The following is a 22,686-nucleotide window of genomic DNA, read 5'->3' on the forward strand; positions in this document are numbered from 1 at the left end:
CATCCCTCTCACTCAGAAGCTTCCGAAACGTCATTCACAGATCCGATTATTGTTGTTATCCACGGTAATCTCCTGACTCTTGGGGATAGTGCCGATAGTACCTTTCCCAGATTACTGCGCACCCTATGATGATCGGTACCGGGTTCTTTGAGTTCGCTGATTCGCGGTTCGCGATGGCTGTTGGCACTATCCCTCTCACTCAGAAACTTCCGAACGCCATTCACAGATACCGATCTCTGTTATTATCCACGGTAATCTCCTGACTCTTGGGGATAGTGCCGATAGTACCTTTCCCAGATTACTGCGCACCTTATGATGATCGGTACCGGGTTCTTTGAGTTCGCTGATTCGCGGTTCGCGATGGCTGTTGGCACTATCCCTCTCACTCAGAAACTTCCGAACGTCATTCACAAATACCGATCTCTGTTATTATCCACGGTAATCTCATGACTCTTGGGGATAGTGCCGATAGTACCTTCCATCCTAACTAAAAACATCCTCACCGCTGTCCGTAAGCACATAAGTATCCTGCGGCTGGCTCGTGATGAAATGACACGGGTCCCCCAGCGCGAAAATACACAACTCGTGCATAGCCCGGGTGCAAGCCGTGTAAAACAGCTTGCGCTCATTCTCATGGCCGTACTGATGATGGGAACCATCATAAAGGAGTACGGCATCGAATTCGACCCCCTTCGCCAAATACGAAGGGATGACGAGCACGCCCGACTCGAACGTCGGGCTGTGTTTGGTGACACGCCCCAGCGGTACCTGCATAAGGGGCGTAAGGGCTTGATGCGCGAGCTCAGCCTCGCTCGCGGTCTTGGTAATGATCGCGATGGAGGCATAGCCTTCATCCAGCAGCCGCGCTGCTTCGGCTGCCAGCAGGCTATGCAGCGATCCGCGATCGCTGGCCTGGATCACCCGCGGCTTGCTGCCTGCGCGGGTGAAGGGCTCTATGGCATCGCCGCCAGGCACGATGCCGCGGGTGAACTCCACGATCTCGCGCGTGGAGCGATAGCTGCGGACCAAACGGATGACTTCCGTTTGGTCCGGCCCATACAGAGCGGCGATCGGATCGATTTCGCTGTACGCGGAAGCGTGCGAATAGATCGCCTGGCTCAAATCGCCGAGCGCTGTCATGCGGCAGCGCGGGAAGAGCCGTTTCAGGTAAGCCAGCTGAAACGGAGAATAATCTTGCGCCTCGTCGATAATAACGTGGCGCACGGCACTGTTCGTCTGGAAGCCGCAGACAGCTTCCATCAAGTACAAGAACGGCGGAGCGTCCTCGTAAGGCAGCCTGGTATGCGCCAGCTCCTCCAGCGTCCGCCCGCAGATTTCGGACCAATAGCGCGGCTTGTCGGCTATCAGCTCCCTTTTATCCGCTTCCTCCCTAAACAACTGCCCATAAAGACCGATCATATCAACGAATTTAAGCTGCTTCACCGCGCTTCGAAGAGGCTTTAGATGCTCTTTCAGGACGTTTCGAGCAAGCAAATGCCGTTCCTGGTCATAATCGTCGAAAGAGGAATCACGTTCCCCCTCCATTTTGCGCAGCTTAATATACGCACGATGGTACTCATCACTGCTGAGAAGCTCTATCTCCTCATCAAGCCAGGCTTCCTCAATTTCTACTTTTGCGAAGAGCTCCAGCTGCCCTAATATCCATTCTTTCATCAGCTCCAAACGGTTAGGAAGCCGAATGGTGGAATCATAGCTGTAAAATTGCTGCACCAAACGAGCCGCGCTAAGCACCTCTTTGTCGCGAAACTTAATAGGGTTAAATAACATCCCCATTTGCTCTAGCTGCTTCTTATAAGCCTCTATTACGGCAAGAAAAGCAGTTGAAGATTTATAATAAATTCCGCTCAAACGAGCTTCATAGGCTTCCTCCATCACTGGCGTTCTCTCAGACACATGTTCAAGACCACCCCTCGTCAATACGTATTCCAATTGTGTAAAAGAATCTTCTACCTCAAACATCTCGCCCAAACGGTGCTCCAAATAAGCTTGGTAGGTCGTTTGCTGCATATTTTCTTCGCCTAGCTCCGGCAGCACGGTAGACACATAATGATTAAACAGCGGATTTGGCGAAAATAAAACCATCTGATCCGAGCTCAGCTTATCCCGGTGCTTATAAAGGAGGTACGCGACTCTTTGCAATGCGGCTGATGTTTTACCGCTTCCTGCTGCCCCTTGTACGATCAACATTTGGGCGCTGTCGTTGCGGATAATGCGGTTTTGCTCTTTTTGAATCGTAGCAACAATTGTCTTCATTTGCGCATCCGAACTACGGCTGAGCACTTGCTTTAGCAGTTCATCGCCGATGGTCACGCCAGTATCAAACATCAGATGGATGTGACGGTCACGAATGACAAATTGCCGCTTCAAAACCATTTGACCCTCTACCGTGCCATTCGGTGTAGTAAATGCGACTTCTCCCGGTGCAAAATCGTAATACAAGCTGGAGATGGGAGCCCTCCAATCGTAGATAAGATACTGACCTGCTTCCTCATCCAGAAAAGACGCAATGCCCAGATATACAGCCTCTTCTTCCCGCTCACCGCGTTCAATGAAATCGATCCGACCAAAATAAGGCGACTGGACGAGCTTTCTCAGCTTGCCTAATGTTTTGGATGCCTGTCGATGCGTTCGTTCTCGCTCGGAAAGCACCTCTGATTGCTGCCTCATGCTGGCGATAGATTCTACCGCATCTTCCGCCGTACTCATATCCATCGTGACTTCGTCCCAATAATGTTTACGAATCTCAACAACATCAGATTGAACTAGACCGACCTGCTCCTCCAGTTCCGTGATTTTGACGGTTATCTTCTCTGTAACTTCCTGCACTCTTTTCTTTTCTGCTGCTTTTGCTTGATCTGTCAGACTCATCCCAACGCCTCTTTTCTTACCATTTTATTACGATTTGACATGGAGGTGGTTTTGGTGCTATAATTAAATTAGGATAAAACTGTTTACAATTCAAAAATATTTGAATCAATCTTTATTTTAACAAGTTATGTTCCAAAAATCAATAAAAACCCTAGGTCTAGGACCTGGGGTTTTCTGGCATTCTTTTTCACTTCAATTTCTAGCCTCTGACTCCTCGTTTGTCAGCAATCATGCCGCTCACGAATTTCATTCACAGCTCGGATATGATGCTTAGCGTGGCCTGCCATCATTTTTAGCAACTGTGCCACAGACTCATGACGATCTTTCGTGGTGACGGTTCTCTCCAGGGCATCGGGCAAATGCTCGCACAGTCCAAGAATATGCTGCCTCATAGCCCGGAACAACTGGACTTCAACATGAATCGGCCGATTCCGGTAATCCAATCCTATGCTCCAATCATCCTGTGAAAAGCTGTTGCCTTGATAGGCACGCCCTGGCTCCGCCAAAGCGAATTTTACTTTGTGCAGCGTAACCAGCTCTAGGTCGATCAAATGTAGGACTTGCTCGCGAATAGTCCATTTACCTGGGGCTAGCGACTTGTTCAACTGCTCCTCTGTCAATCCCGCTATTGCGCTTTCTAATTCGTCAGCACCCGCAGCATACATGTCTACAATTTCAGCATGGGTAGCCGGCAGCTCCTCCCAGTACACAAACGTATGTCCATCGATGTCTGGTGCAAAAAGTTTACGAATGTGGCCTGGATTTTCTTCTTTTCGCAGCTCCTTACAGCCTTTGGCTTGGAGATTACTCTCCACAGCATTCACTGAAGCTACGCCGATGTAGATGAGATCTCCCTTCTTGGGAGTAAAGTGTTTGTTCTGCAGCCAGCCTGCTGCCAGTTTAGTCTGTGCTTCCACCAGAAGCTGAGCAGAGGGTGTTTGCTGAATCAATACAGCCTCATAATCTGTCGTTACTCGCAGTAATGCAACTGGACCAGAAGCCGCTCTTTCGAGCAGCTCCCAGCCCAGTTGTTGTGTATAAAAGGCAATCGATGCCTGAAGATCATCTACCTGCAAAAGCAGCTTCGCCCCGTTATGTGCCATCGTTCTACTTCTTGGCCGCTCGATAGGCCTCGATGTATTGGGCTGCCCGCTTGGCCACCAGGCTGTAATCGCCTGTTTTGACCGCTTCGCTGGTCAAATCGGAGCCGATGCCGACGGCTACAGCGCCGGCCTGAATCCATTCGCCGAGGTTGCTCAGCGAGACCCCGCCTGTTGGCATAATGTTCGCCTGCGGCAGCGGACCTTTAATGGCCTTAATCATTGCCGGCGAGTAGAGATTGCCGGGGAAGAGCTTCACGATATCGACGCCAAGCTCCAGCGCCGTTTGAATCTCTTGAATCGTCATGCAGCCAGGCATGACGGGTACACGGTAACGGTTGCAGAGTGCAACCGTGTTCGGGTTAAGCGACGGGCCGACAACGAACTCGGCCCCGCTCAGGATCGCTGCACGCGCTGTCTCCGGGTCTAGGGCCGTGCCCACCCCGATAATCGCGTATTTGGAAGCGTCCTGCGTTGTACTCGAGTAGCGCTTCGCCAGCTCCTCGATTGCGCGCAGCGCGAACGGCACCGTCATCGTGACTTCGATGACTTTGATGCCTCCCGCAATGGCTTGATCCGCCATTTCAACTACTTCTTCCGGCGTCTCTCCACGCAGGACGGCTACGACGCCTTCACTTGATATTTGCTGAACAAGTTTCAATTTTTTCAATGGAATCTTCCCCTTCTTATGCAAGCATGGAATTAGCGTTCTATATGTTTAACATCGTTAAGAATTGCGTCTACTTGCTCCCAAGTCGGAGCGCCTTCCCAGTCTCCTTCGGTTTGCACAATCAAGGAGCCCACCAGATTACCGATACGCACCGCTTCCGCATAGTCGTACTCTTTGGACAAGCCTACCAAAAATCCCGCACAAAAGCCATCGCCTGCGCCAACCGTATCCACCACTTGCTCCGCTTTAAAATATGGAACCGCTGTGATCGAATCTTTGGTTACGACATAAGTTTCGTTCTCTCCGCCTTTGACGATGGAAACAGCGGACAATTCACGCAGCTTGCCCACAATGACATCCCAGTCCTCCGTCTGGTAGAGCAGCTTCAGCTCATCAAGGCCCGGCAGGAAAATATCCGCCAGCTTGGCAAGCTCAAGAAGCACAGGACGAGCTTCGTCTATCCCCCAAAGTTTCAACCGCAGGTTAGGGTCGAAACTAACTTTGACGCCATGTTTGCGAGCCAATCGAACCGCTTCAAACGCAGCCTCTTTGCAGGACTCGCTGAGCGCCGGTGTGATACCCGTGATATGAAGGATTTTCGCTCCAGCAATGTAGCCTTCATCCAAATGCTTAACGCTCATCTGGCTTGCCGCTGAGTTTTTGCGATAGTAGTAGACGGACGTTTTGCCCATGAGCATTTCGCGCATCATAAGCCCGGTCGGTGCTTCTGCCGTCAGTTCAGCACGGGAAACATCGACACCTTCGCCGCGAATTTTTTTGTAAATCAAACGGCCCATCGGGTCTTTGCCAAGACGTCCAAACCAGCCTACTTTGCCTCCAAGGCGGGATACTCCGATCGCCACGTTGCTTTCCGCCCCGCCAAACAAGCTATGCAGTTCAGACGAGTACTCCAATCCTTTGCCGTTGGAAGGCATCAGCAGCGCCATTGTTTCGCCAAAGGTAATAATGTCAGGTCCGGTAACCGCTTGCGATTGTGAATTCGTCGTCATATAAGTTCTCCATCCATTTCCTGATCGTTAGTTGAAACGTTTAAATAATGCATATATTTCATATTATAGTGTATAACCACCGTTTGTACCAGATAGTAAGATTAGAATCTGACGAGAGAGTATTTTCTCTATGTATAGGGGAACTGAAGAAAAAACCCAAGACGTATGTCTCAGGTTTCTTCTACCTCATAGAATAGCTAAAATCCGGTAGCTTCAGCTTTCACCAACTCTTGCCGCAGCTCATCATGAATCTGGCTGTTAGTAGCCAGTATGTTGCGAACCGCCAGATTGTAAGGTCTGCCTTCGGTATCGGTCACCTTACCGCCTGATTCTTGGATCAGCAACGCGCCCGCTGCAATATCCCAAGCATTCAGACCAATTTCCCAGAAGCCGCTCAGGCGTCCTGAGGCTACATAAGCCAAGTGAAGCGCCGCGGAGCCTGCGATCCGGAGGTTGCGCACTTTGGGAGATAACGCTTGAATACCTTTCAGGTTAATCGGTAATGCGCCGTTGCGATCTGCTGGAAGACCTGTTGCAACCAGACTGCTGGACAGCTGTCCATCGAGCGATACGACTGTCTTTTTGCCGTGCATATAAGCACCTTTCCCCTTCTCGGCAACGAAAAGCTCGTCACGAGACGGGTCATAAACGACACCGACAATAATCTCACCTTTGTGCGCGAGTGCAATCGAAACTGAGAAGAACGGGAACCCGTGAACAAAGTTCGTTGTTCCATCGATAGGATCTACGATCCATAAGTATTCTTCCTCGCTCATGGCTTGAAGTGCTTTGGCCGATGCTTCCGGACCGGGCTCTACGCCTTCTTCACCGAGAATGGAATGATCCGGGAAATGCGTCATGATCAAGTTGCGAATAAGCTTTTCCGACCCTTTATCCACTTCGGTCACCAGGTCCTGAGAAGAAAATTTCGTATCAATACGGCTGATATCGCCCATTTTGCTCTTGATCCATTGCCCAGCCTTGGCTGCCGTATTGATAGCCACTGCCGTAAAACTCTTACTGCCGATGACGAACGGCTCCGCCTCACCATTTACCACTTATATCAACTCTTTCTTTTTAATTTATTTAGATTTAGAAGTAAGTTAAGTATAGTAAATTATACGTTTTAAATACTAGTGCGTTTCATCCCAAAATATTCGTACATTTATACATTTATTAATAAAAAAAGGAGATTTTCAGACATTTTACAAATAAAAAAACCATACTGCCGCGTAGGCAATACGGTTTCTTGATTATCATTAGACATTATAATGGCTTAAATTCCAACGATGTGGTAACCACCGTCAACATAAATAACTTCACCCGTGATGCCTCGGGACAGGTTGCTCATCAAGAACATCGCTGTATCGCCAACTTCTGCTGTTTCCGTCGTTTTGCGCAGCGGAGCTTTCTCTTCTACTTGACGCAGGATCGAGTTGAAATCTTTGATGCCTTTGGCAGCCAAGGTACGAATCGGACCAGCCGAAATACCGTTCACGCGAATGCCGAATTGACCGAGGTCAGCCGCCAGATAGCGAACGGAAGCTTCCAATGCCGCTTTGGCAACGCCCATAACGTTGTAGTTCTTCATTGCTCGCTCAGCGCCAAGGTAGGTCATTGTCATGATGCTGCCGCCTTCTGTCATTAGCGGATAAATGCGTTTGGAAACGGCAACAAGGGAGTATGCGCTGATGTCATGCGCTAAGGCAAAGCCATCACGCGATGTGTCAACGAACAGTCCGTCCAATTCTTCCGTTCTTGCAAAAGCAATGCTATGTACAAGGCCATGAACGACACCGAACTTCGCTTTAAGCGTATCAGCCAGCGTATCAATTTCAGCGTCTACCGTTACGTTACAAGGCATAAGCATCGAACCTGGAATTGTATCAGCGAGCTTGCGCACGCGTTCCTCAACACGCTCATTTTCAAACGTAAAGACCAAATTTGCTCCTTGTGCCGCTAAAGATTGAGCAATCGCCCATGCGATGCTGCGATCATTGGCAACACCCATGACAAGTATATTTTTTCCTGTTAATAGTTGACTCATGGCCGTGAAAAACCCCTCTCAACATTGGATTAAACGTCATTCATACCCAATCTCAAAAGTACCCCATTTTGCCAAACAATTCAAGAAATAAATCTGAAGCACTACAGCTGGATCGAGGCTTGATCGAGCACAACGATTCCTTCCTCGAGTTTAAAATCCTCCATAAGACGAAATAGCGCTTCATCCTTCATTTTGGCTTCAATCATAATATCGAGCCTTGGGGTAACAGGGGCAATCGCACGCAGAAAAACAAGAAGCGGCCCTGCTTCCACGTAATCGGCATGGCTTCTTGGATCGGTCTCGCTTTTGGGGCTTGAGACGTGAATCTTCGGCGGGAGTCCGTTTGTCCAGGTTTGTTGTATACGCGGCCACAATTCAGCGGCATCTTCGCCCTCGTTATTCACGGCATGATGGTGAACATCCAGAACCATTGGCGCTCCTACTGTTTCAGCAATTTCCAATGTCTCTAGCGCATTGAATGTTTTATCGTCGTTCTCCAGAGTAATCCGCTTTTGAATCTCGGGGCGCAGCTTGGAAAAGTTTTGGATAAATCGCTTTGCCGCTTTCTTTTTATCCCCGTACGAACCGCCTACATGAATGTTGCACATAGCCTCTGAGCCAAGTCCCATCGCATTCAGCATCGCGTTATGCCGCTCCAGATCAAGGATGGATTTCTGCAGGACGTCCTCTCTTGGAGTGCTCAGGACCGTGAAGTGGTCCGGATGAAAGCTCACGCGCATACCTGCTTGCTTCGCATAGGCGCCTAACTCCTCGAACTCCGCCGACAGCGTCGGGATCGGGTCCCAGTCCTCTAACATTTCATGCCCTATAAGGGGGATGAATCTAGAAGAGAAACGGAACACCATGATATCGTGAGCCCGGTTATGACGTAGCAATCTTAATGTATTATGCAAGTTTTCCGCACCTAAGCGTTCCAGCTTCCGGATGGCAGCCTCCCGATCCAGCAGCTTGCTGAAGTTCGTGACTGTCATTGTTTTAGACGGTGAAGCATTTTTGACAACCGTCGACATCGCCACATACCCAAGGCGAATAATCATGCACATGTAACCCCCAAGAAAGTTCAGGTAAAAATCCTGTGTTAGGTTACCCTTTTTCCAGTGGCCACATGCATTAAATGCTGCTAGGAAAGTGCAGCAATGATTTTAAAACCGCAAAAAGCCGTTATGGCTATAGGTAACGGACTTAGCGCAAGCATGCCGAGCTTAGTGGCGCGGTCCTCTTTTCGCAACGTTAGCAAATTGCCAAACAGCCATACAAGAAGATACAGGAGCAGTGCCCCTGCCGCCATGTACTTTTGTTCGGTTGAAGAAGGAGCCATGAATCCGTAGAAGCCGAAAATCATATAAATAAGCACATACGGCGTCGGTATGCCGAGCACGATATTAAAAAGCCAGTAGGCGGTAAATTTCATCCTGTTCATCCCCTTGCTGTGAAGTCTACTGCTTTAATTGTAGCTCTGGCTGGATTGGAGAATAAGTACTAATTTCTTATAGTACCTATCTGTGAGGAAGATCTTGTGGAGGGTTTTCTCCGGAAAATTGCTCGCTGTATCGATGTAAAACACGTTTATCTATCGTTGTATCGCCCAGGGCTGACGTACCCGTTCATGTTAGCGTTGTTTTTCGACGTTCAGCTAGCCGCGAACGGTCTTCGGCTCTTCCGACGAATCTTAGCTTGTTTTTACAACCTTAACGCAGACTCTTGGCACATTGAACTCATATTAGCGTTGTTTTTCGACGTTTCAGCTGGCCACGAACGGTTTCTGGCCCTTCCGAGGGATCTTAAGCTTGTTTACAACGTTAACGCAGACTCTTGGCGCATTGGATACATGTTAGCGTTGTTTTTTGACGTTCAGCCGGCCGCGAACGGTTTTTGGCCCTTCCGACGGATCTTAAGCTTGTTTAAAACGTTAACGCAGACTTTTGGCGCATTGGACACATGTTTGCGTAGTTTTCGGCGCTTCAGTGGCCACGAACGGTTTTTGGCCCTTTCGACGGATCTTAAGCTTGTTTTACAACGTTAACGCAGACTTTTGGCGCATTGGACACATGTTTGCGTAGTTTTTTCGGCGTTTCAGTTGGCCTCGTTGTACTTTATGCAACATAAGTACCACAATTCCCCCTCAACCCTCTCCTATATTGTACTCTGTGCAACATTAGGGCCTGCAAACTGTAGTTTTTGGGCAACAAGCGCCAAAATGAGTGTACTTTGTGCAACGAAGGCAGCCATAGCGAGCAATAATCCGCTTTCATATTGCACAAAGTGCAATGAAGCACAGCATGACGCCCAGGGAAGGCCGAGGGGTGCCAAAATGTTTGCACTCTGTGCAGCGAAGCACACCCCTAAAGCCCCACGGGCTTCGAGGAGCCGCCAATCAAAAAAAGACACCGTCCCTAACGGACGATGCCTGCCTCTTTCTCTTCCTCTTTCTCTTCCTCTTCCTCTACCACCAACTAAGCCTGCTCACCGAAAAACATCTCATGAGCAAGCTTCGTCTGTACCTGCGCCTCTTCCTCCGTCAGCCGACGAACGAGCTCCATCTCCACTTGCGTTACTTCTTCGCCTTGGAAATTGATTTCCGCGATCGAAGCAAGGATTTTGACGATGGCGATCGCTTGATTATCAGGCGTGTAGGCAATGACCTTCTGCCCTGTCGGGAACACGCGGAAGCCGCTTTTCACCATTTTGCCGCGGCCGTACTCCAGCAGCTCGAAGAGCTCCTGCGCGGACTTGAACTTACAGACCGAGTTAAACTCCGTTTGGAATCCCATTAGCATCTACTCCACATCAAAAGAATATTGGATACTTTGCTTCGCTGTATGCCGCTCAACTGCCAGACGAATGAGATCATCCAGCAATTCGGTATAAGGTTTGCCGGATTCCTGCCACAACAGTGGATACATGCTGTAAGGCGTGAAGCCTGGCATCGTATTGATTTCGTTGATATAGATCTTTTGATCAGCTTTGCCTAGGAAGAAGTCAACGCGGGATAAGCCGCTGCCATCAACAGCAAGGAAAGCCTGAACGGCCAGCTGTCTAACTTGCTCAGCTGTTTCGGCCGGAATATCTGCCGGGATGACCATCGCGGATTTACCGTCGACATATTTGGCTTTGTAGTCGTAAAATTCGTTCGAGGATACAATTTCACCGACAACTGACGCTTGAGGTTCATCATTCCCAAGAACAGCAACTTCAATCTCGCGGGCATCAATATTTTCTTCAATAATGACTTTGCGATCGTATTGGAAGGCGAAACTAACCGCCTGAATTAACTCCTCTTGATTTCTCGCTTTGGAAATACCGACGCTGGAACCCAAATTAGCCGGTTTCACGAAGCACGGATAACCAATCGCAGTTTCCAGCTCAATGAGGTGATACGCGCGGTTCTTTTCCCACTCCGTCCGTGTGAAATGACGGAAAATACATTGCGGAAGTCCTTCTTGCGCAAAAACTTTCTTCATCATGACTTTATCCATACCGACGGCGGAAGCAAGCACGCCTGCTCCTACGTAAGGAATATTCGCCATTTCCAATAAACCCTGAATCGTCCCGTCCTCACCAAATGTACCGTGTAAAAGTGGGAAAACAACATCTATGCTCGCTTCCTTCGTTCCAGCTGCCGCGGCGGAAGAGATCGCTACATCGCCTTTCGCATGAACAGCCCCGAAAATAGGTGCCAGAGCATTAGAAACAGGTGCATTGGCGGAGTCTCCGCTGCTGAAGGTCAATTCCTCTTTCGATGCAACGGGTGCCAAGAGAGGTGCGCCGCTTTTCCACTCCCCTTTTTTGGAAATGTAAAACGGTACCACTTCATATTTGGTGAAGTCTACGGCTTTCATAACGGCCATTGCAGTTTGCAAAGAAACGTCATGTTCCCCCGATTTCCCCCCATAAATTAGTCCAACTCTTATTTTGCCGCTCATTGCGTACCTCCGTCTAGTCGTTCTATTCCTTCAAAATATTACGTTCACATTTCATCTGCAACCCGAACGAAGAAGTATTTGGTCCGCTCCGTCCATGCTGGCGAATCTTTATAAGCCCAGTAACGATTGCGGCTATTATACGTGTGTGCATTGACTAGTGGCATGCCATTCGCATCTTTGCCCGTCACAATAACATTATGCTGAAACCGGCCATCGCCGTCCCAGTCATAGCAAATCGTGTCGCCAGGCTGCAGTTCGCGCGGGTCATGAACCTCATGACCGTGCAGCCCTTTGCGGCTATGCGCCAAAAAAGATTGCAGGCTATTGGCAACCGCCCAACTGAAGCTCCATAACTCTTGGTTGCCCCTTTTGCCAGCGTACCACCAACCCAAATCCCTTTTCCCAGTATAGTCCATTGGAGCCCCACCTGCAAAGAGGCATTGAGACACATAATTGGTGCAATCCACTTCGAATTGCTCATATTTCGGGTTGGGCGTCTGCCACCACGTTTCCGCATATTGGACGGCTTTGTCGCGGTTATAAATGATTTTGCGCGGAACGAATTCCTGGGCTCCGCTGTTGAGTATACTATGGTTGATATACGGCAGTGAGGGTGCTCTGCGAAGGCCTTCCACAAAATCCACCTGCTCAGAGAAAAAGACGCTCCGCGGCTTGTTCGGAAGCGATTGTTCTCCCTGCAGGGACTCTGTACTTCTGACCTGCCAACGATTCGCTGCGCTGTCAATCACAACTCGCTCCGGCTCGATGCGCTCCTCCAAGTGGTCGATGGAACCGATGCGATAGTGGATAAACCGGTGCAACACAATATCCGCAATAACGCCATGCGCCGATTCTCTAACGCCGGTAAGGCGCAGCTTCGTTTCCCCTCGCACCAGCTTGGCATCGCGATCGCGAAAACTTTCCAGGAGCCTGCGAACCCTGACCTCCTGCTTACGTACATAAGCGCTGTCTGATAAGTAGGCTTGGAGCGGTGCTGCGGAGCCTTCGAGCTCTGACTGATTTTTAGCATGGACGTAATTGTAGAGCGCTGTTTTCCAGGACATCGGGGTTACCCTCCTAAAAAGTTTTGGCAGGAAAGTTGTGTGCGAGTTGTGTGCGAATTGTCTACGCCGTCGCTTACCGGGTTCAAGCTTTATTGAAACTTTTATTTATGGAAAGTACATGTTTGCGGCAAAATAACAGTCATCATAGGACGAGCCCGATTTGCTTTGAATTGATTCAATATATGACATTTGGATGGTAAAAATGATTGAAATAAATCTTTACTCAAACACAGCGAAACGCTATACTTGAGTTAGGGGATTAATGAAATTGAGTTTCATTAGATGAAACCAATGGATGAAGATATTAAAGGAGGAATTATCCATGTCCAACAAGGACACTTTTTCTGTGCGTAAACAGTTAACTGTCGGAACGAATTCGTTCCAATACTACAGCTTGCCTGACTTCGAAAACCAAGGTCACGGTACAGTTAGCAACCTTCCTGTTTCCATTCGCGTTTTGCTTGAAGCAGCTATCCGTCAATTTGACGGCCGTGCGATCACAAGCGAACACGTAAAACAAATCGCCGGCTGGGCTGAAGGCCGTGACGACAACAAAGAAATTCCTTTCATTCCTGCTCGTATCGTTCTTCAGGACTTCACAGGCGTACCTGTCGTCGTTGACCTTGCGGCAATGCGTGCGACAATGGCTCGTGAAGGTGGAGATCCTAAACGGATCAACCCGCTTGTTCCTGTAGACCTTGTAATCGACCACTCTGTCATGGTTGACGCTTTCGGTTCCCCGGATGCGCTTGACATGAACATTAACTTAGAATTCGAAAGAAACGAAGAGCGTTACCGTTTCCTTCGTTGGGCACAAACAGCATTTGATAACTTCCGTGCAGTTCCACCTTCAACAGGTATCGTTCACCAAGTTAACTTGGAGTATCTTGCTTCTGTTGCAGCTACAAAAACAATTGATGGTGAAACGGTCGTTTATCCGGATTCCCTCGTAGGTACTGACTCCCATACAACAATGATCAACGGTCTAGGTGTTGTAGGTTGGGGCGTCGGCGGTATCGAAGCGGAAGCTGGTATGCTTGGACAACCTCTTTACTTCGTAGCTCCAGACGTTGTTGGTTTCAAATTGACAGGCCACTTGGCAGAAGGCGCTACAGCTACTGACTTGGCTTTGACAGTTACACAAATGTTGCGTAAAAAAGGCGTTGTTGGTAAATTCGTTGAGTTCTTCGGTCCTGGTCTGAGCAACATTTCCTTGGCTGACCGCGCAACGGTTGCGAACATGGCTCCTGAGTACGGCGCAACAATCGGTTTCTTCCCAGTAGATAGCGAAACATTGAACTACTTGAGATCAACTGGCCGTGAAGAAGACCAAATCGCGCTTGTAGAAGCTTACTACAAAGCACAAGGCATGTTCCGTACGGATTCCACACTAGATCCAGTATTCACAGATGTTATCGAACTTGATCTTGGATCCGTAGTACCAAGCTTGGCTGGTCCTAAACGTCCGCAAGACCGCGTTGAGCTTACGAACATGAAAGAGTCCTTCAACTCCATCATCCGTACGCCAATCGACAAAGGCGGATACGGTCTGACGGAAGAGAAAATCAACGAAGAAGTTGATGTTGTCTACCCGAATGGCGAAACAGTTAAAATGGGAACGGGTTCCGTTGTAATCGCAGCGATCACTTCCTGTACAAATACATCCAACCCAAGCGTTATGCTAGGTGCGGGTCTTGTGGCTAAGAAAGCCGTAGCTCGCGGTTTGAGAAAACCTGCATTCGTGAAAAGCTCCTTGACGCCAGGTTCCCTGGTTGTTACTGAGTACCTCAAAAAAGCAGGCTTGCTTGAGTCCCTAGAAGCACTTGGTTTCCACGTTGCAGGTTACGGCTGTGCAACTTGTATCGGTAACTCCGGTCCGCTTCCTGAAGAAGTAAGCAAAGCAGTAGCTGACAACGATATGACAGTAGCTGCCGTTATCTCCGGTAACCGTAACTTTGAAGGCCGCGTTCATGCTCAAGTAAAAGCTAACTACCTTGGATCACCTCCACTTGTTGTTGCTTATGCCCTTGCAGGTACAGTAAACATTGATTTGGCTAACGATCCTATCGGATACGACCAAAGCAATCAACCTGTCTACCTCAAAGACATCTGGCCTACAAACCAAGAGATTCAAGAAGCTCTTGGCGTAGCAATGAGCCCTGACATGTTCCGCGACAAATACAACAACGTATTCCGCGCGAATGAGCGTTTCAACGAAATCGCGATTCCAGAAGGGGATCTGTACGAATTCGATACGAATTCCACTTACATTCAAGAGCCTCCGTTCTTCACTGATCTGGGCACAGTTCTTGACGATATCGCGGATATCCGCAGCGCGAAAACTTTGGCACTCATGGGCGATTCCGTTACAACGGATCACATCTCCCCTGCAGGTAACATCAAAGTTGACAGCCCTGGAGGCCAATACCTGATCAACCATGGTGTAAAAAGAGAAGACTTCAACTCCTACGGTTCCCGTCGTGGTAACCACGAAGTGATGATGCGCGGTACGTTCGCGAACATCCGTATTCGTAACCAAGTGGCACCAGGAACAGAAGGCGGCGTAACAACTTACTTGCCAACTGGCGAAGTAGAGTCCATCTACGATGCATCCATGAAATATCAAGCTGCAGGACAAAACCTTGTCGTTATCGCAGGTAAAGAGTACGGAACTGGAAGCTCCCGTGACTGGGCGGCTAAAGGTACATTCCTACTAGGCGTTAAAGCCGTTATCGCGGAAAGCTTCGAGCGTATTCACCGCAGCAACCTTGTAGGTATGGGCGTTCTTCCGCTTCAATTCCTTGAAGGAGCAAGCTGGAAAACTCTCGGTATCACAGGTCGTGAAACATTCGATATCACAGGTTTGAGCAACGATGTTCAACCGGGTTCAACAGTAAAAGTGACAGCTACTCGTGAAGATGGTACAACTTTCGAGTTCAGCGCACTTGTTCGTCTGGACAGCTTGGTTGATGTGGATTACTACCGTAACGGCGGTATTCTGCAAACCGTTCTTCGCCAAATTTTGGCTGAGAAAAACTAAGATAACCATCAAGAAAGCAATACACACACAGCTAAGAAATCCGGGATTGCCGTATGGCATTCTCGGATTTTTTGCATTTTTGGAGACGGCTGTATCCTTAGAGCCGCAAGTGATTGACTTACATTGGTAATAACTGCGGGTTGAGCCCCCTATCCTGCCCACCTATAATGGGTAACAGCGAAAGGGGAGATGAAGATGAACTCATTAAAAAGGCTCGTCCTAGTCATGCTGATCGCTTCGATTGGTCTAGGTTTTTCAGTAAGCGAATGGAGCCATCCAACAGCAGCCGCAACGGCTGAAACGTTGCAACCAGGCAGTGAGAACGGAGACGTCTGGGATGCTCAATTCCGTCTTAAAATGTTAGGCTATTACCAACAGCCGCTAGATGGTGTGTACGGTCCTGTTACCGCCGCAGCTGTACGTAATTTTCAATATAATTATGGCTTAACGATTGATGGTATTGTTGGTGCTAATACATGGCAGAGCTTACGTAAGTATTCGGTTAATCAAACGGATCTTGATATGCTGGCGAAAGTGATCTACAGCGAGGCTCGCGGTGAGTCCTATGAAGGACAAGTCGCAGTAGGAGCGGTCGTTATGAATCGTCTGAATTCAAGTGAGTTTCCGAATACAATCGAAGGGATTGTTTTTGAATCTGGCGCTTTCACGGCCGTAGATGACGGGCAATACTGGTTGACGCCGGACAGCACGGCATACAAGGCTGCACAGGATGCTGTACGCGGCTGGGATCCAACCGGTGGTGCTCTCTACTACTTCAATCCAAAGACAGCGACAAGCAAGTGGATCTGGTCACGTCCGCAGACGGTTCAGATCGGCAATCATATTTTTGCCAAGTAACAATGAAAAACACCTCTCATCTGGCCGCTTCGAATTGGAGCCGCTGATGAAAGGTGTTTTTTCATTTTTTATAAGTTACGTAGACTCCTTGTACCAAGGATTCAAATGCACCAGTACTTCGTCCACATCGCTATGCGCAGATTGGATTTTGTGTTTAATGCCGCGAATAATATCGTGGCCTTCCTGGATGGTCAATGTACCCGATACGCCAAGCCGCGCGTCGATTAATATGTAATGACCGTGCTCGCGTGCTCTCAAGCGGTCAATCCGCTTGATCTCGGGTACAGAGCGGATTAGCGACGCGTACTCTTCAATCTGTGTCGAGCTTACGCTCCGCTCCATAAGAATACCGAATGAGTCTTGGCCCATTTCGTAAGCCAGCTTCAAGACTAGAATGGAGACGATAATCCCGGCTACAGGGTCCCCATATGCGAGAAATCCGTAGCCAAAATGATCCCCGAGCAGCGCCAGCCCGATTCCGACTGAAGCGGCAATCGACGCGTAGACATCCGCCAAATGATCATAGGCCGTGGCGATCAATCCTTTGCTGTTCATTTTACGGCCAACCCGCATCGTGTACACATAAAGAACTTGCTTCCAGATGAGCGAGATGACCGCTGCGATAAAAGCAATCACATGCGCCTCACCGGCTGGCTCGAATAAGGCATGAATAGAATGATAACCAATGTATACGGCGGCTCCAGCTAAAATAATCGCAACGATAAAAGCGCCAAGCACCTCCGCTTTGCCATGCCCGTAAGGATGGTCCACGTCAGCGGGCTTAGACGAAACACGCATAGAGCTGTATGCCGTCGCCGTAGCAATGACGTCTCCGGCATTATGGATGCCATCGGCAATAAGCACCTGGCTATTGAAAAGAAGGCCAACGATAATTTTGATGGCAGTCAGTACGATATTGCTGGCAAGACTAATCCAGATCGCCAGCATCGAGGCGGTGTTCTTCATACTTGCCACTCCCTTCCCTCTTCTAGTATGGCCTCCTAGAAGCAAAAAATCCTCTATCCAAGTACTTGGATAGAGGATTACGGGGACGATGCGCTAGCGCAGCATCGTGCCCATGCGCCGCGCCGCTTCCATAATGAGCGGCGCCTGCTCTTGCATCAGCTCCAGCGTAAGCCGGTTCGCTGGGCCTGATACGGCGAGGGCGGCCACCAGCCGGCCCCCGCGATCAATAATCGGCGCGGACACGGCCGCCGCACCGGGCTCGCGCTCTTCCACGCTCGTGGCGAAGCCAGCGCGTTTGGTGTCGCCCAGCTGCTGCAGGAACGCCTGCTGATCCAGCCCGGTCGGCCAGTCGGCCGAGGCTAGCAGCTGCTGCTGCACAGCGGGCTCTGCGAAGGCGACGAGCACCTTGCTCGAGGCGCCGACGTAAAGCGGCATTCGCGCCCCTACAGGGGCCACACGGCGAATGGCGTGGTTGCTCTGCACGGCTTGGATGCGGATACGCTCCAGGCCGTCCTGCACGTACAGCGAGATCGTCTCGCCGAGGAGATCACGCAGCCTTTCCATCTCCGGCAGCAAAATGATGCCGGGGTCTCCCTCCTGCGAGAGGTTCGCGGACAGCTCCCACAGCCGGTAGCCCAGTCTGTATTTATCTGTCGCGGCATCGCGCATAATAAAACCCTTGCCTTCCAAAGAAGCAAGCAGCCGATGCACCGTACTTTTATGTAAATCAACACGACTTGCAATTTCTGTTAACGTCAATTCGGTCGATTCGGTAAAACAGAGCATAATATCCAAAGCACGCTCTACAGCTCGCACCGTCAGTTTATTATCTTCCATGACGAACACCACTTTCATAGTCAACTGTCTGCGGAAGCATCAAATAGTTTCACTATATGAAACCCAGTTATATCTAGTATAACCAAACTCCAACGTTGCGTAAAGGTCAAACATCTGTTTCTTGAATTGTTACAGAAAGGTTACAGTGACTTTACATTTCCCGCACCCTCATTGACTTGTAAGCGCATACAGAATAAGATTAAGATAATAGATTACTTATCTGAAAATTTAGATAATTATTCCTTTCTCCTTATAACTTCTCAGAGCAGCCCATTTGAACACACTACTTTTCTGGAGGGAGGGTACTGCGATGTCATCAACATCACTATCCCCAGGCTCAATTCAACCTACGCTCGAACAGGTCGTTACCCGTCCGCTTTTGCGCAAAAAAAGGCTGGTTCTCACCATCCTGATCTCATTCCTGACGTTATGTACCTCGTTGTTGCTGGCTTTTCACGCCTATATTGCATGGACGCTGGCACGGCCGCATATTGATCCGCTTCATTCGGATCCCATGAGAGCCGTTGGTCTTCCTTACAGCAGCATTACGTTCCCAAGTCTGAACGGAACTTCGAATTTAGACGGTTGGTTCATTCCCGCTCCTTCCAACAAAACCGTGATCTTCTCGCACGGCTATGGCGGTAATCGCGAGGAATTGTGGGTTCCACTCTATAATTTAGCCCGTGAGCTGCATTTGCAGAATTACAATGTACTGATGTTCGATTATGGCTATGTTCAACCAGGCAATGAACGCATCATGACCGGTGGTATTCAGGAGTCACAGGAGCTGCTGGGAGCGATTAACTATGTTAAGCATTTATCCAATGGTCCTATTTATATCTGGGGCTTCTCAATGGGTGCTGGAACGGCGCTGCAAGCCGCTCTCCAAAATGGTAAAGATATCTCAGGGATGATTCTGGACAGCACGTTCATGCTGAATCCGGATACGCTCTATCACAATATGAAGCAAGTAGTGAATGTTCCGAAATTCCCGTCTCTACCGCTCGTCCGCTTATTTTTCCCTCTATTGAACGGGGTAAGCTTGCATGAGGTTCCTTATAAAAAGGTCACTTCAACCGCTTATTCAATGCCCATTTATTTCATTCATGGAACGGAAGATTCCAAAGCTCCATATGAAATGGTAGAGGACATTTTCAAGGTGCAAGACAACGCGCAATCCAAACTTTGGATTATCCCCAAAGCCCAGCATGAATTGTTATACCGCGCAGAGCCCAAAAAGTATGTGCGCACTTCTCTCAGCTTTCTTAATGGTCTGACGCCGAAAGAAACTGTAGCAGCTGTTAACTGACGCTGGTATTCCCTCCTCCCTATAAAATCGACCCCTTGCGGGGTCGATATTTTTTTTCGCCTAGTCCATCTCATAGATCGAGCCGGACTTGCTCGCGAACAGCTCTGCATACACCTTTTCCGCGTATGCGTCGGTCATGCCGGATATATAGTCCGCGACGAACCGCGGCCAGCTCCAGTTACCCTTCCGGCGCTCATAGCTATCGATCCAATCAGGCGGAATGATCCACATTCCCCTGTCTTGATCGATAAAGCTTTCCCACAGCCGCTCGACGATGATCTCGCTCCGCTTCTGGAGGCGCAGCACCCGGAAATCCTTGATCAGCGTGACCCACGCCAGCTTCTTCAAGATCTCCATGGTCCGCAGGAGATTCATATCCTCCGCTCCGTCTTTGACGAGCGCAACCTTTTTCCAGCCTCGTTCAGGATCGTCCAGAATGTCCAAACGACTAGCAAAAGAGCTGACCCAACGTGCTTTCATCTCTCTGCGCGTACGCGATTCTTCGCGATTGCATTCGACGAAAATCTGCTGCCACTGCTCGAGATAGTCGGTCAGCACCTTCTTGACCATTTGCTCGATGTCGACGTGCTCCCAGCCGAATTTGTGTTTATTGGGATCATTCAAAATTTCCATTACCAAATGGCGGATCAAACGTTGATTCTCAAAAAACGTAGCGTTCATCTGGATCTTGCCAGCACGAATGCCGTCTTCAATATCATGCGTAGAGTACGCGATATCGTCGCATAAATCCATCAATTGCGCTTCCAATGTGGAGCAGCCTTCCGGCATGTTCCACTCTCTCCGCAGCTCCCGAATAATCTCCCACTCGGAGGCGTATACCCCCTTAAGCCGGCCTTCTTCCTCCAGCAGGAAAGGATACTTATTAATGCCAAGCAGCACAGCCGCGGTAAGATCCAGACCGCTTTCACTGCCCGCCCTTTTTTCAAGAAACATCAGGATTCGGAAGTTCTGGGCATTGCCCTCATATTTCAAACCATGATCCTTCAGCAGGATGTGGTTCAGCACCTCTTCCCCTTTGTGACCGAAAGGCGGGTGGCCGAAATCGTGCGCAATCGACGCACACTCCACAACGGTAGGGTCAATGATGAGACCCGGATGCTCTCTTTTTTGCAGAAAAGGGTTCGTCCGCTCCAGACGTTTCGCCACTTCTCTGGCAATTTGGGCAACCTCCAGCGAATGGGTCAGCCGCGTCCGGTAATAGTCACCTGAACCGGCTCCGAACACCTGCGACTTGCCCTGCAGCCGCCGAAAGGTCGGTGATTGGATCAGCCTTGCGTAATCCCGCTCAAATTCATCCCGTTCTTCACTCACTTTAGAGGAAGCGGCCTCACCGGGCCGAAATTTTCGTATGTTTTTCATCAGCTTGCCCCCTCTGGTGATCTCGTGCTCTTGCCAACCCCCGGAATTGTACACCTAGCGATTCGTATACTTGCTATGATCAGTTTATGCTATAGCATGTACGCTAGTCACCCTGGGGCCATTTATTTATAAAAGAATACTATATTCCTCTATTCGGCAACAAGTCATGCAGCCACATTCTCCATAAAAAAAGGGATGCTGCACAAGACATTTGTCTTCATGCACACCCCTTTACTCACGAATTACCTATTGATCAATGATAAAAACTCGGAACGCAGCGTTGAATCCGTACGGAAAGATCCGCGCACCGCTGATGTGATCGTCTCGCTGCCGTACTTTTTGACCCCTCTGGAGCACATGCACATATGCTCGCCTTCCACAACGACCATCACGCCGTGCGGCTTCAGCACTTCATCGAGAATGTCGGCGATTTCGGACGTTATTCTCTCCTGCACTTGCAATTTGCGGGTGATGACATCGACTAAACGGGCAAATTTGCTTAACCCTGCGACTTTCCCGCTCGGCAGGTAGCCAACATGCACTTTGCCGAAAAACGGCGCCATATGATGCTCGCATTGGCTGTAATAGATGATATCTTTAATGATCACCAATTCTTCATGCTGCTCATCAAAGGTTACACCGAGCACGTCCCGCGGGTCCGCGTCGTAGCCCGAAAAAATTTCTTCATACATGCGCGTTACGCGTGCAGGTGTGTCCAACAAACCTTCGCGGTCCACATCTTCGCCGATCAATCGCAAAATTTCGCGCACATGCTTCTCAATCAGCTCGCGATTCTCAGCTACTCTCGTATTTCTGTATTCAACGGATGCCAACTGCTCCACTCTCCTCATTCATATCCTTTAACCCATGCAGACTGTCAAAACCTTGATTCCATCTCTCATAGCCCTGCTGTCCTTATGCGTTTTGGTAAGCAGCATGCCGCCCTGCCAAAGAGAGACGATAGGTGCAGCAAGCTCGACTGGGGCTAGCCCCTGCAGCGATAGCTCGCCTTGTCTCCGGCCTTCTTTCAGACAAGCCTCAATCTCAGTCTCCATCTCGCTGAAAAAGCGGCTGAGCGGCTTACGCAGCTCCTCTGAGCAATCGCTAAGCTCTAACGCCAAGTTACCGAAAAAACATCCCTTGCGGCACTCGTTCTCATCACAGAAACTTAGCATGCGTTCAAACAATTCCAGCACGCGCTGCTTTGGCGATAGTTTAGTATTCCCCAGACTTGGCTCCAACACGGATTGCCGCATTTCGTCTACCTTGCGTTCAATGACCTTTAAGCCCAGTTCTTCTTTGCTTTTAAAATGATAATAAAAATTGCTTTTACATACCCCGCTGCTCGACAAAATGTCCTCTAGTCCCGTTCCTTGGTAGCCATGATCATGAAATAGATCCATCGCAGCTTCCAGAATGCGGTCTTTGTTGCTTGCCATCGACTAGCCACCTCTGAATCGTACTGGTATGTCCTAATTTTACAAAACCTGACTATAACACGAAGGGCTCCTGCTGTCCTCCGATTGTACGGTTAGACAGCAAAGCCCTCTGAAGGGGTCTCGAGCCCCACTA

General features: G+C 49.3%; 19 protein-coding genes. 3 read left to right on the top strand and 16 right to left on the bottom strand.

The features are described 5' to 3' along the window. Positions 1-483 precede the first annotated feature (483 nt). From helD to GON05_RS26475, 11 genes are all read right to left on the bottom strand, one after another. Complete coding sequence (gene helD, locus GON05_RS26425; RefSeq protein WP_157323402.1) at positions 484-2,889, bottom strand: RNA polymerase recycling motor HelD; 2,406 nt, start codon at positions 2,887-2,889, stop codon at positions 484-486. Positions 2,890-3,110: 221 nt separating this feature from the next. Beyond that, positions 3,111-3,992 carry a DinB family protein gene (locus GON05_RS26430; protein ID WP_157323404.1) on the bottom strand — a complete coding sequence of 294 codons (882 nt, stop codon included), beginning with the start codon at positions 3,990-3,992 and terminating at the stop codon, positions 3,111-3,113. A 4-nt stretch (positions 3,993-3,996) separates the two neighbouring features. After that, complete coding sequence (locus GON05_RS26435) at positions 3,997-4,659, bottom strand: bifunctional 2-keto-4-hydroxyglutarate aldolase/2-keto-3-deoxy-6-phosphogluconate aldolase (RefSeq protein WP_157323405.1); 663 nt, start codon at positions 4,657-4,659, stop codon at positions 3,997-3,999. A gap of 32 nt (positions 4,660-4,691) precedes the next feature. Then, entirely contained in the window at positions 4,692-5,669 is a 978-nt protein-coding gene (locus GON05_RS26440) for a sugar kinase (RefSeq protein ID WP_157323407.1), read from the bottom strand. A gap of 197 nt (positions 5,670-5,866) precedes the next feature. Continuing rightward, positions 5,867-6,727, bottom strand: a complete 861-nt coding sequence (locus GON05_RS26445; protein ID WP_127455091.1) for an inositol monophosphatase family protein — start codon at positions 6,725-6,727, stop codon at positions 5,867-5,869. Between the two features lie 218 nt (positions 6,728-6,945). After that, positions 6,946-7,716 carry an enoyl-ACP reductase FabI gene (gene fabI / locus GON05_RS26450; protein ID WP_157323409.1) on the bottom strand — a complete coding sequence of 257 codons (771 nt, stop codon included), beginning with the start codon at positions 7,714-7,716 and terminating at the stop codon, positions 6,946-6,948. 101 nt (positions 7,717-7,817) lie between these two features. Further along, positions 7,818-8,774, bottom strand: a complete 957-nt coding sequence (gene uvsE / locus GON05_RS26455; protein WP_157323411.1) for a UV DNA damage repair endonuclease UvsE — start codon at positions 8,772-8,774, stop codon at positions 7,818-7,820. 83 nt (positions 8,775-8,857) lie between these two features. Next, positions 8,858-9,148, bottom strand: a complete 291-nt coding sequence (locus GON05_RS26460; protein ID WP_157323413.1) for a hypothetical protein — start codon at positions 9,146-9,148, stop codon at positions 8,858-8,860. 1,042 nt (positions 9,149-10,190) lie between these two features. Further along, positions 10,191-10,508, bottom strand: coding sequence for a hypothetical protein (locus GON05_RS26465; RefSeq protein WP_157323415.1), 318 nt, complete (start codon positions 10,506-10,508; stop codon positions 10,191-10,193). Between the two features lie 6 nt (positions 10,509-10,514). Next, entirely contained in the window at positions 10,515-11,660 is a 1,146-nt protein-coding gene (locus tag GON05_RS26470) for a D-alanine--D-alanine ligase (protein WP_157323416.1), read from the bottom strand. Positions 11,661-11,704: 44 nt separating this feature from the next. Beyond that, on the bottom strand, positions 11,705-12,724 hold the full coding sequence (locus tag GON05_RS26475; protein WP_157323418.1) for an amidase domain-containing protein: 1,020 nt from the start codon (positions 12,722-12,724) through the stop codon (positions 11,705-11,707). A 322-nt stretch (positions 12,725-13,046) separates the two neighbouring features. Between GON05_RS26475 and acnA the strand changes: the two genes are divergently transcribed. Together acnA and sleB are read left to right on the top strand one after the other, a co-directional pair. After that, entirely contained in the window at positions 13,047-15,764 is a 2,718-nt protein-coding gene (gene acnA / locus GON05_RS26480; protein ID WP_157323419.1) for an aconitate hydratase AcnA, read from the top strand. A gap of 195 nt (positions 15,765-15,959) precedes the next feature. Continuing rightward, complete coding sequence (gene sleB, locus GON05_RS26485; RefSeq protein ID WP_127455076.1) at positions 15,960-16,622, top strand: spore cortex-lytic enzyme; 663 nt, start codon at positions 15,960-15,962, stop codon at positions 16,620-16,622. Between the two features lie 75 nt (positions 16,623-16,697). On the opposite strand, the gene GON05_RS26490 is transcribed toward sleB, so the two are convergent. After that, on the bottom strand, positions 16,698-17,588 hold the full coding sequence (locus GON05_RS26490; protein WP_157323421.1) for a cation diffusion facilitator family transporter: 891 nt from the start codon (positions 17,586-17,588) through the stop codon (positions 16,698-16,700). Positions 17,589-17,681: 93 nt separating this feature from the next. Continuing rightward, positions 17,682-18,425 (bottom strand): IclR family transcriptional regulator, encoded by a 744-nt coding sequence (locus tag GON05_RS26495; RefSeq protein ID WP_127455072.1) that lies wholly within the window; start codon positions 18,423-18,425, stop codon positions 17,682-17,684. 310 nt (positions 18,426-18,735) lie between these two features. Between GON05_RS26495 and GON05_RS26500 the strand changes: the two genes are divergently transcribed. Continuing rightward, positions 18,736-19,734 (top strand): alpha/beta hydrolase, encoded by a 999-nt coding sequence (locus GON05_RS26500; RefSeq protein ID WP_127455070.1) that lies wholly within the window; start codon positions 18,736-18,738, stop codon positions 19,732-19,734. Between the two features lie 60 nt (positions 19,735-19,794). Here the strand turns inward: GON05_RS26500 and GON05_RS26505 are convergent, their stop codons facing one another. The 3 genes from GON05_RS26505 to GON05_RS26515 form a co-directional block, all read right to left on the bottom strand. Then, a complete protein-coding gene (locus GON05_RS26505; RefSeq protein ID WP_127455068.1) occupies positions 19,795-21,114 on the bottom strand; it encodes a deoxyguanosinetriphosphate triphosphohydrolase family protein in 1,320 nt (439 codons plus the stop codon). Positions 21,115-21,356: 242 nt separating this feature from the next. Further along, positions 21,357-21,947, bottom strand: a complete 591-nt coding sequence (gene folE / locus GON05_RS26510; protein WP_127455066.1) for a GTP cyclohydrolase I FolE — start codon at positions 21,945-21,947, stop codon at positions 21,357-21,359. A 27-nt stretch (positions 21,948-21,974) separates the two neighbouring features. Then, positions 21,975-22,553: a TetR/AcrR family transcriptional regulator gene (locus GON05_RS26515; RefSeq protein ID WP_157323423.1), complete on the bottom strand. Its 579-nt coding sequence runs from the start codon at positions 22,551-22,553 to the stop codon at positions 21,975-21,977. Positions 22,554-22,686 lie beyond the last annotated feature (133 nt).

The sequence above is a fragment of the Paenibacillus anseongensis genome (assembly GCF_009757995.1).
Lineage (GTDB): Bacteria > Bacillota > Bacilli > Paenibacillales > NBRC-103111 > Paenibacillus_E > Paenibacillus_E chondroitinus.

Excerpts from the sequence above, each read along its gene's own strand:
- helD (WP_157323402.1), bottom strand. The coding sequence starts at position 2,889 with ATGAGTCTGACAGATCAAGCAAAAGCAGCAGAAAAGAAAAGAGTGCAG.
- GON05_RS26430 (WP_157323404.1), bottom strand. The coding sequence starts at position 3,992 with ATGGCACATAACGGGGCGAAGCTGCTTTTGCAGGTAGATGATCTTCAG.
- GON05_RS26495 (WP_127455072.1), bottom strand. The coding sequence starts at position 18,425 with ATGGAAGATAATAAACTGACGGTGCGAGCTGTAGAGCGTGCTTTGGAT.
- fabI (WP_157323409.1), bottom strand. The coding sequence starts at position 7,716 with ATGAGTCAACTATTAACAGGAAAAAATATACTTGTCATGGGTGTTGCC.
- GON05_RS26505 (WP_127455068.1), bottom strand. The coding sequence starts at position 21,114 with ATGAAAAACATACGAAAATTTCGGCCCGGTGAGGCCGCTTCCTCTAAA.
- GON05_RS26490 (WP_157323421.1), bottom strand. The coding sequence starts at position 17,588 with ATGAAGAACACCGCCTCGATGCTGGCGATCTGGATTAGTCTTGCCAGC.
- GON05_RS26470 (WP_157323416.1), bottom strand. The coding sequence starts at position 11,660 with ATGAGCGGCAAAATAAGAGTTGGACTAATTTATGGGGGGAAATCGGGG.
- uvsE (WP_157323411.1), bottom strand. The coding sequence starts at position 8,774 with ATGATTATTCGCCTTGGGTATGTGGCGATGTCGACGGTTGTCAAAAAT.
- GON05_RS26440 (WP_157323407.1), bottom strand. The coding sequence starts at position 5,669 with ATGACGACGAATTCACAATCGCAAGCGGTTACCGGACCTGACATTATT.
- GON05_RS26460 (WP_157323413.1), bottom strand. The coding sequence starts at position 9,148 with ATGAAATTTACCGCCTACTGGCTTTTTAATATCGTGCTCGGCATACCG.
- GON05_RS26500 (WP_127455070.1), top strand. The coding sequence starts at position 18,736 with ATGTCATCAACATCACTATCCCCAGGCTCAATTCAACCTACGCTCGAA.
- GON05_RS26475 (WP_157323418.1), bottom strand. The coding sequence starts at position 12,724 with ATGTCCTGGAAAACAGCGCTCTACAATTACGTCCATGCTAAAAATCAG.
- GON05_RS26515 (WP_157323423.1), bottom strand. The coding sequence starts at position 22,553 with ATGGCAAGCAACAAAGACCGCATTCTGGAAGCTGCGATGGATCTATTT.
- GON05_RS26465 (WP_157323415.1), bottom strand. The coding sequence starts at position 10,508 with ATGGGATTCCAAACGGAGTTTAACTCGGTCTGTAAGTTCAAGTCCGCG.
- sleB (WP_127455076.1), top strand. The coding sequence starts at position 15,960 with ATGAACTCATTAAAAAGGCTCGTCCTAGTCATGCTGATCGCTTCGATT.
- acnA (WP_157323419.1), top strand. The coding sequence starts at position 13,047 with ATGTCCAACAAGGACACTTTTTCTGTGCGTAAACAGTTAACTGTCGGA.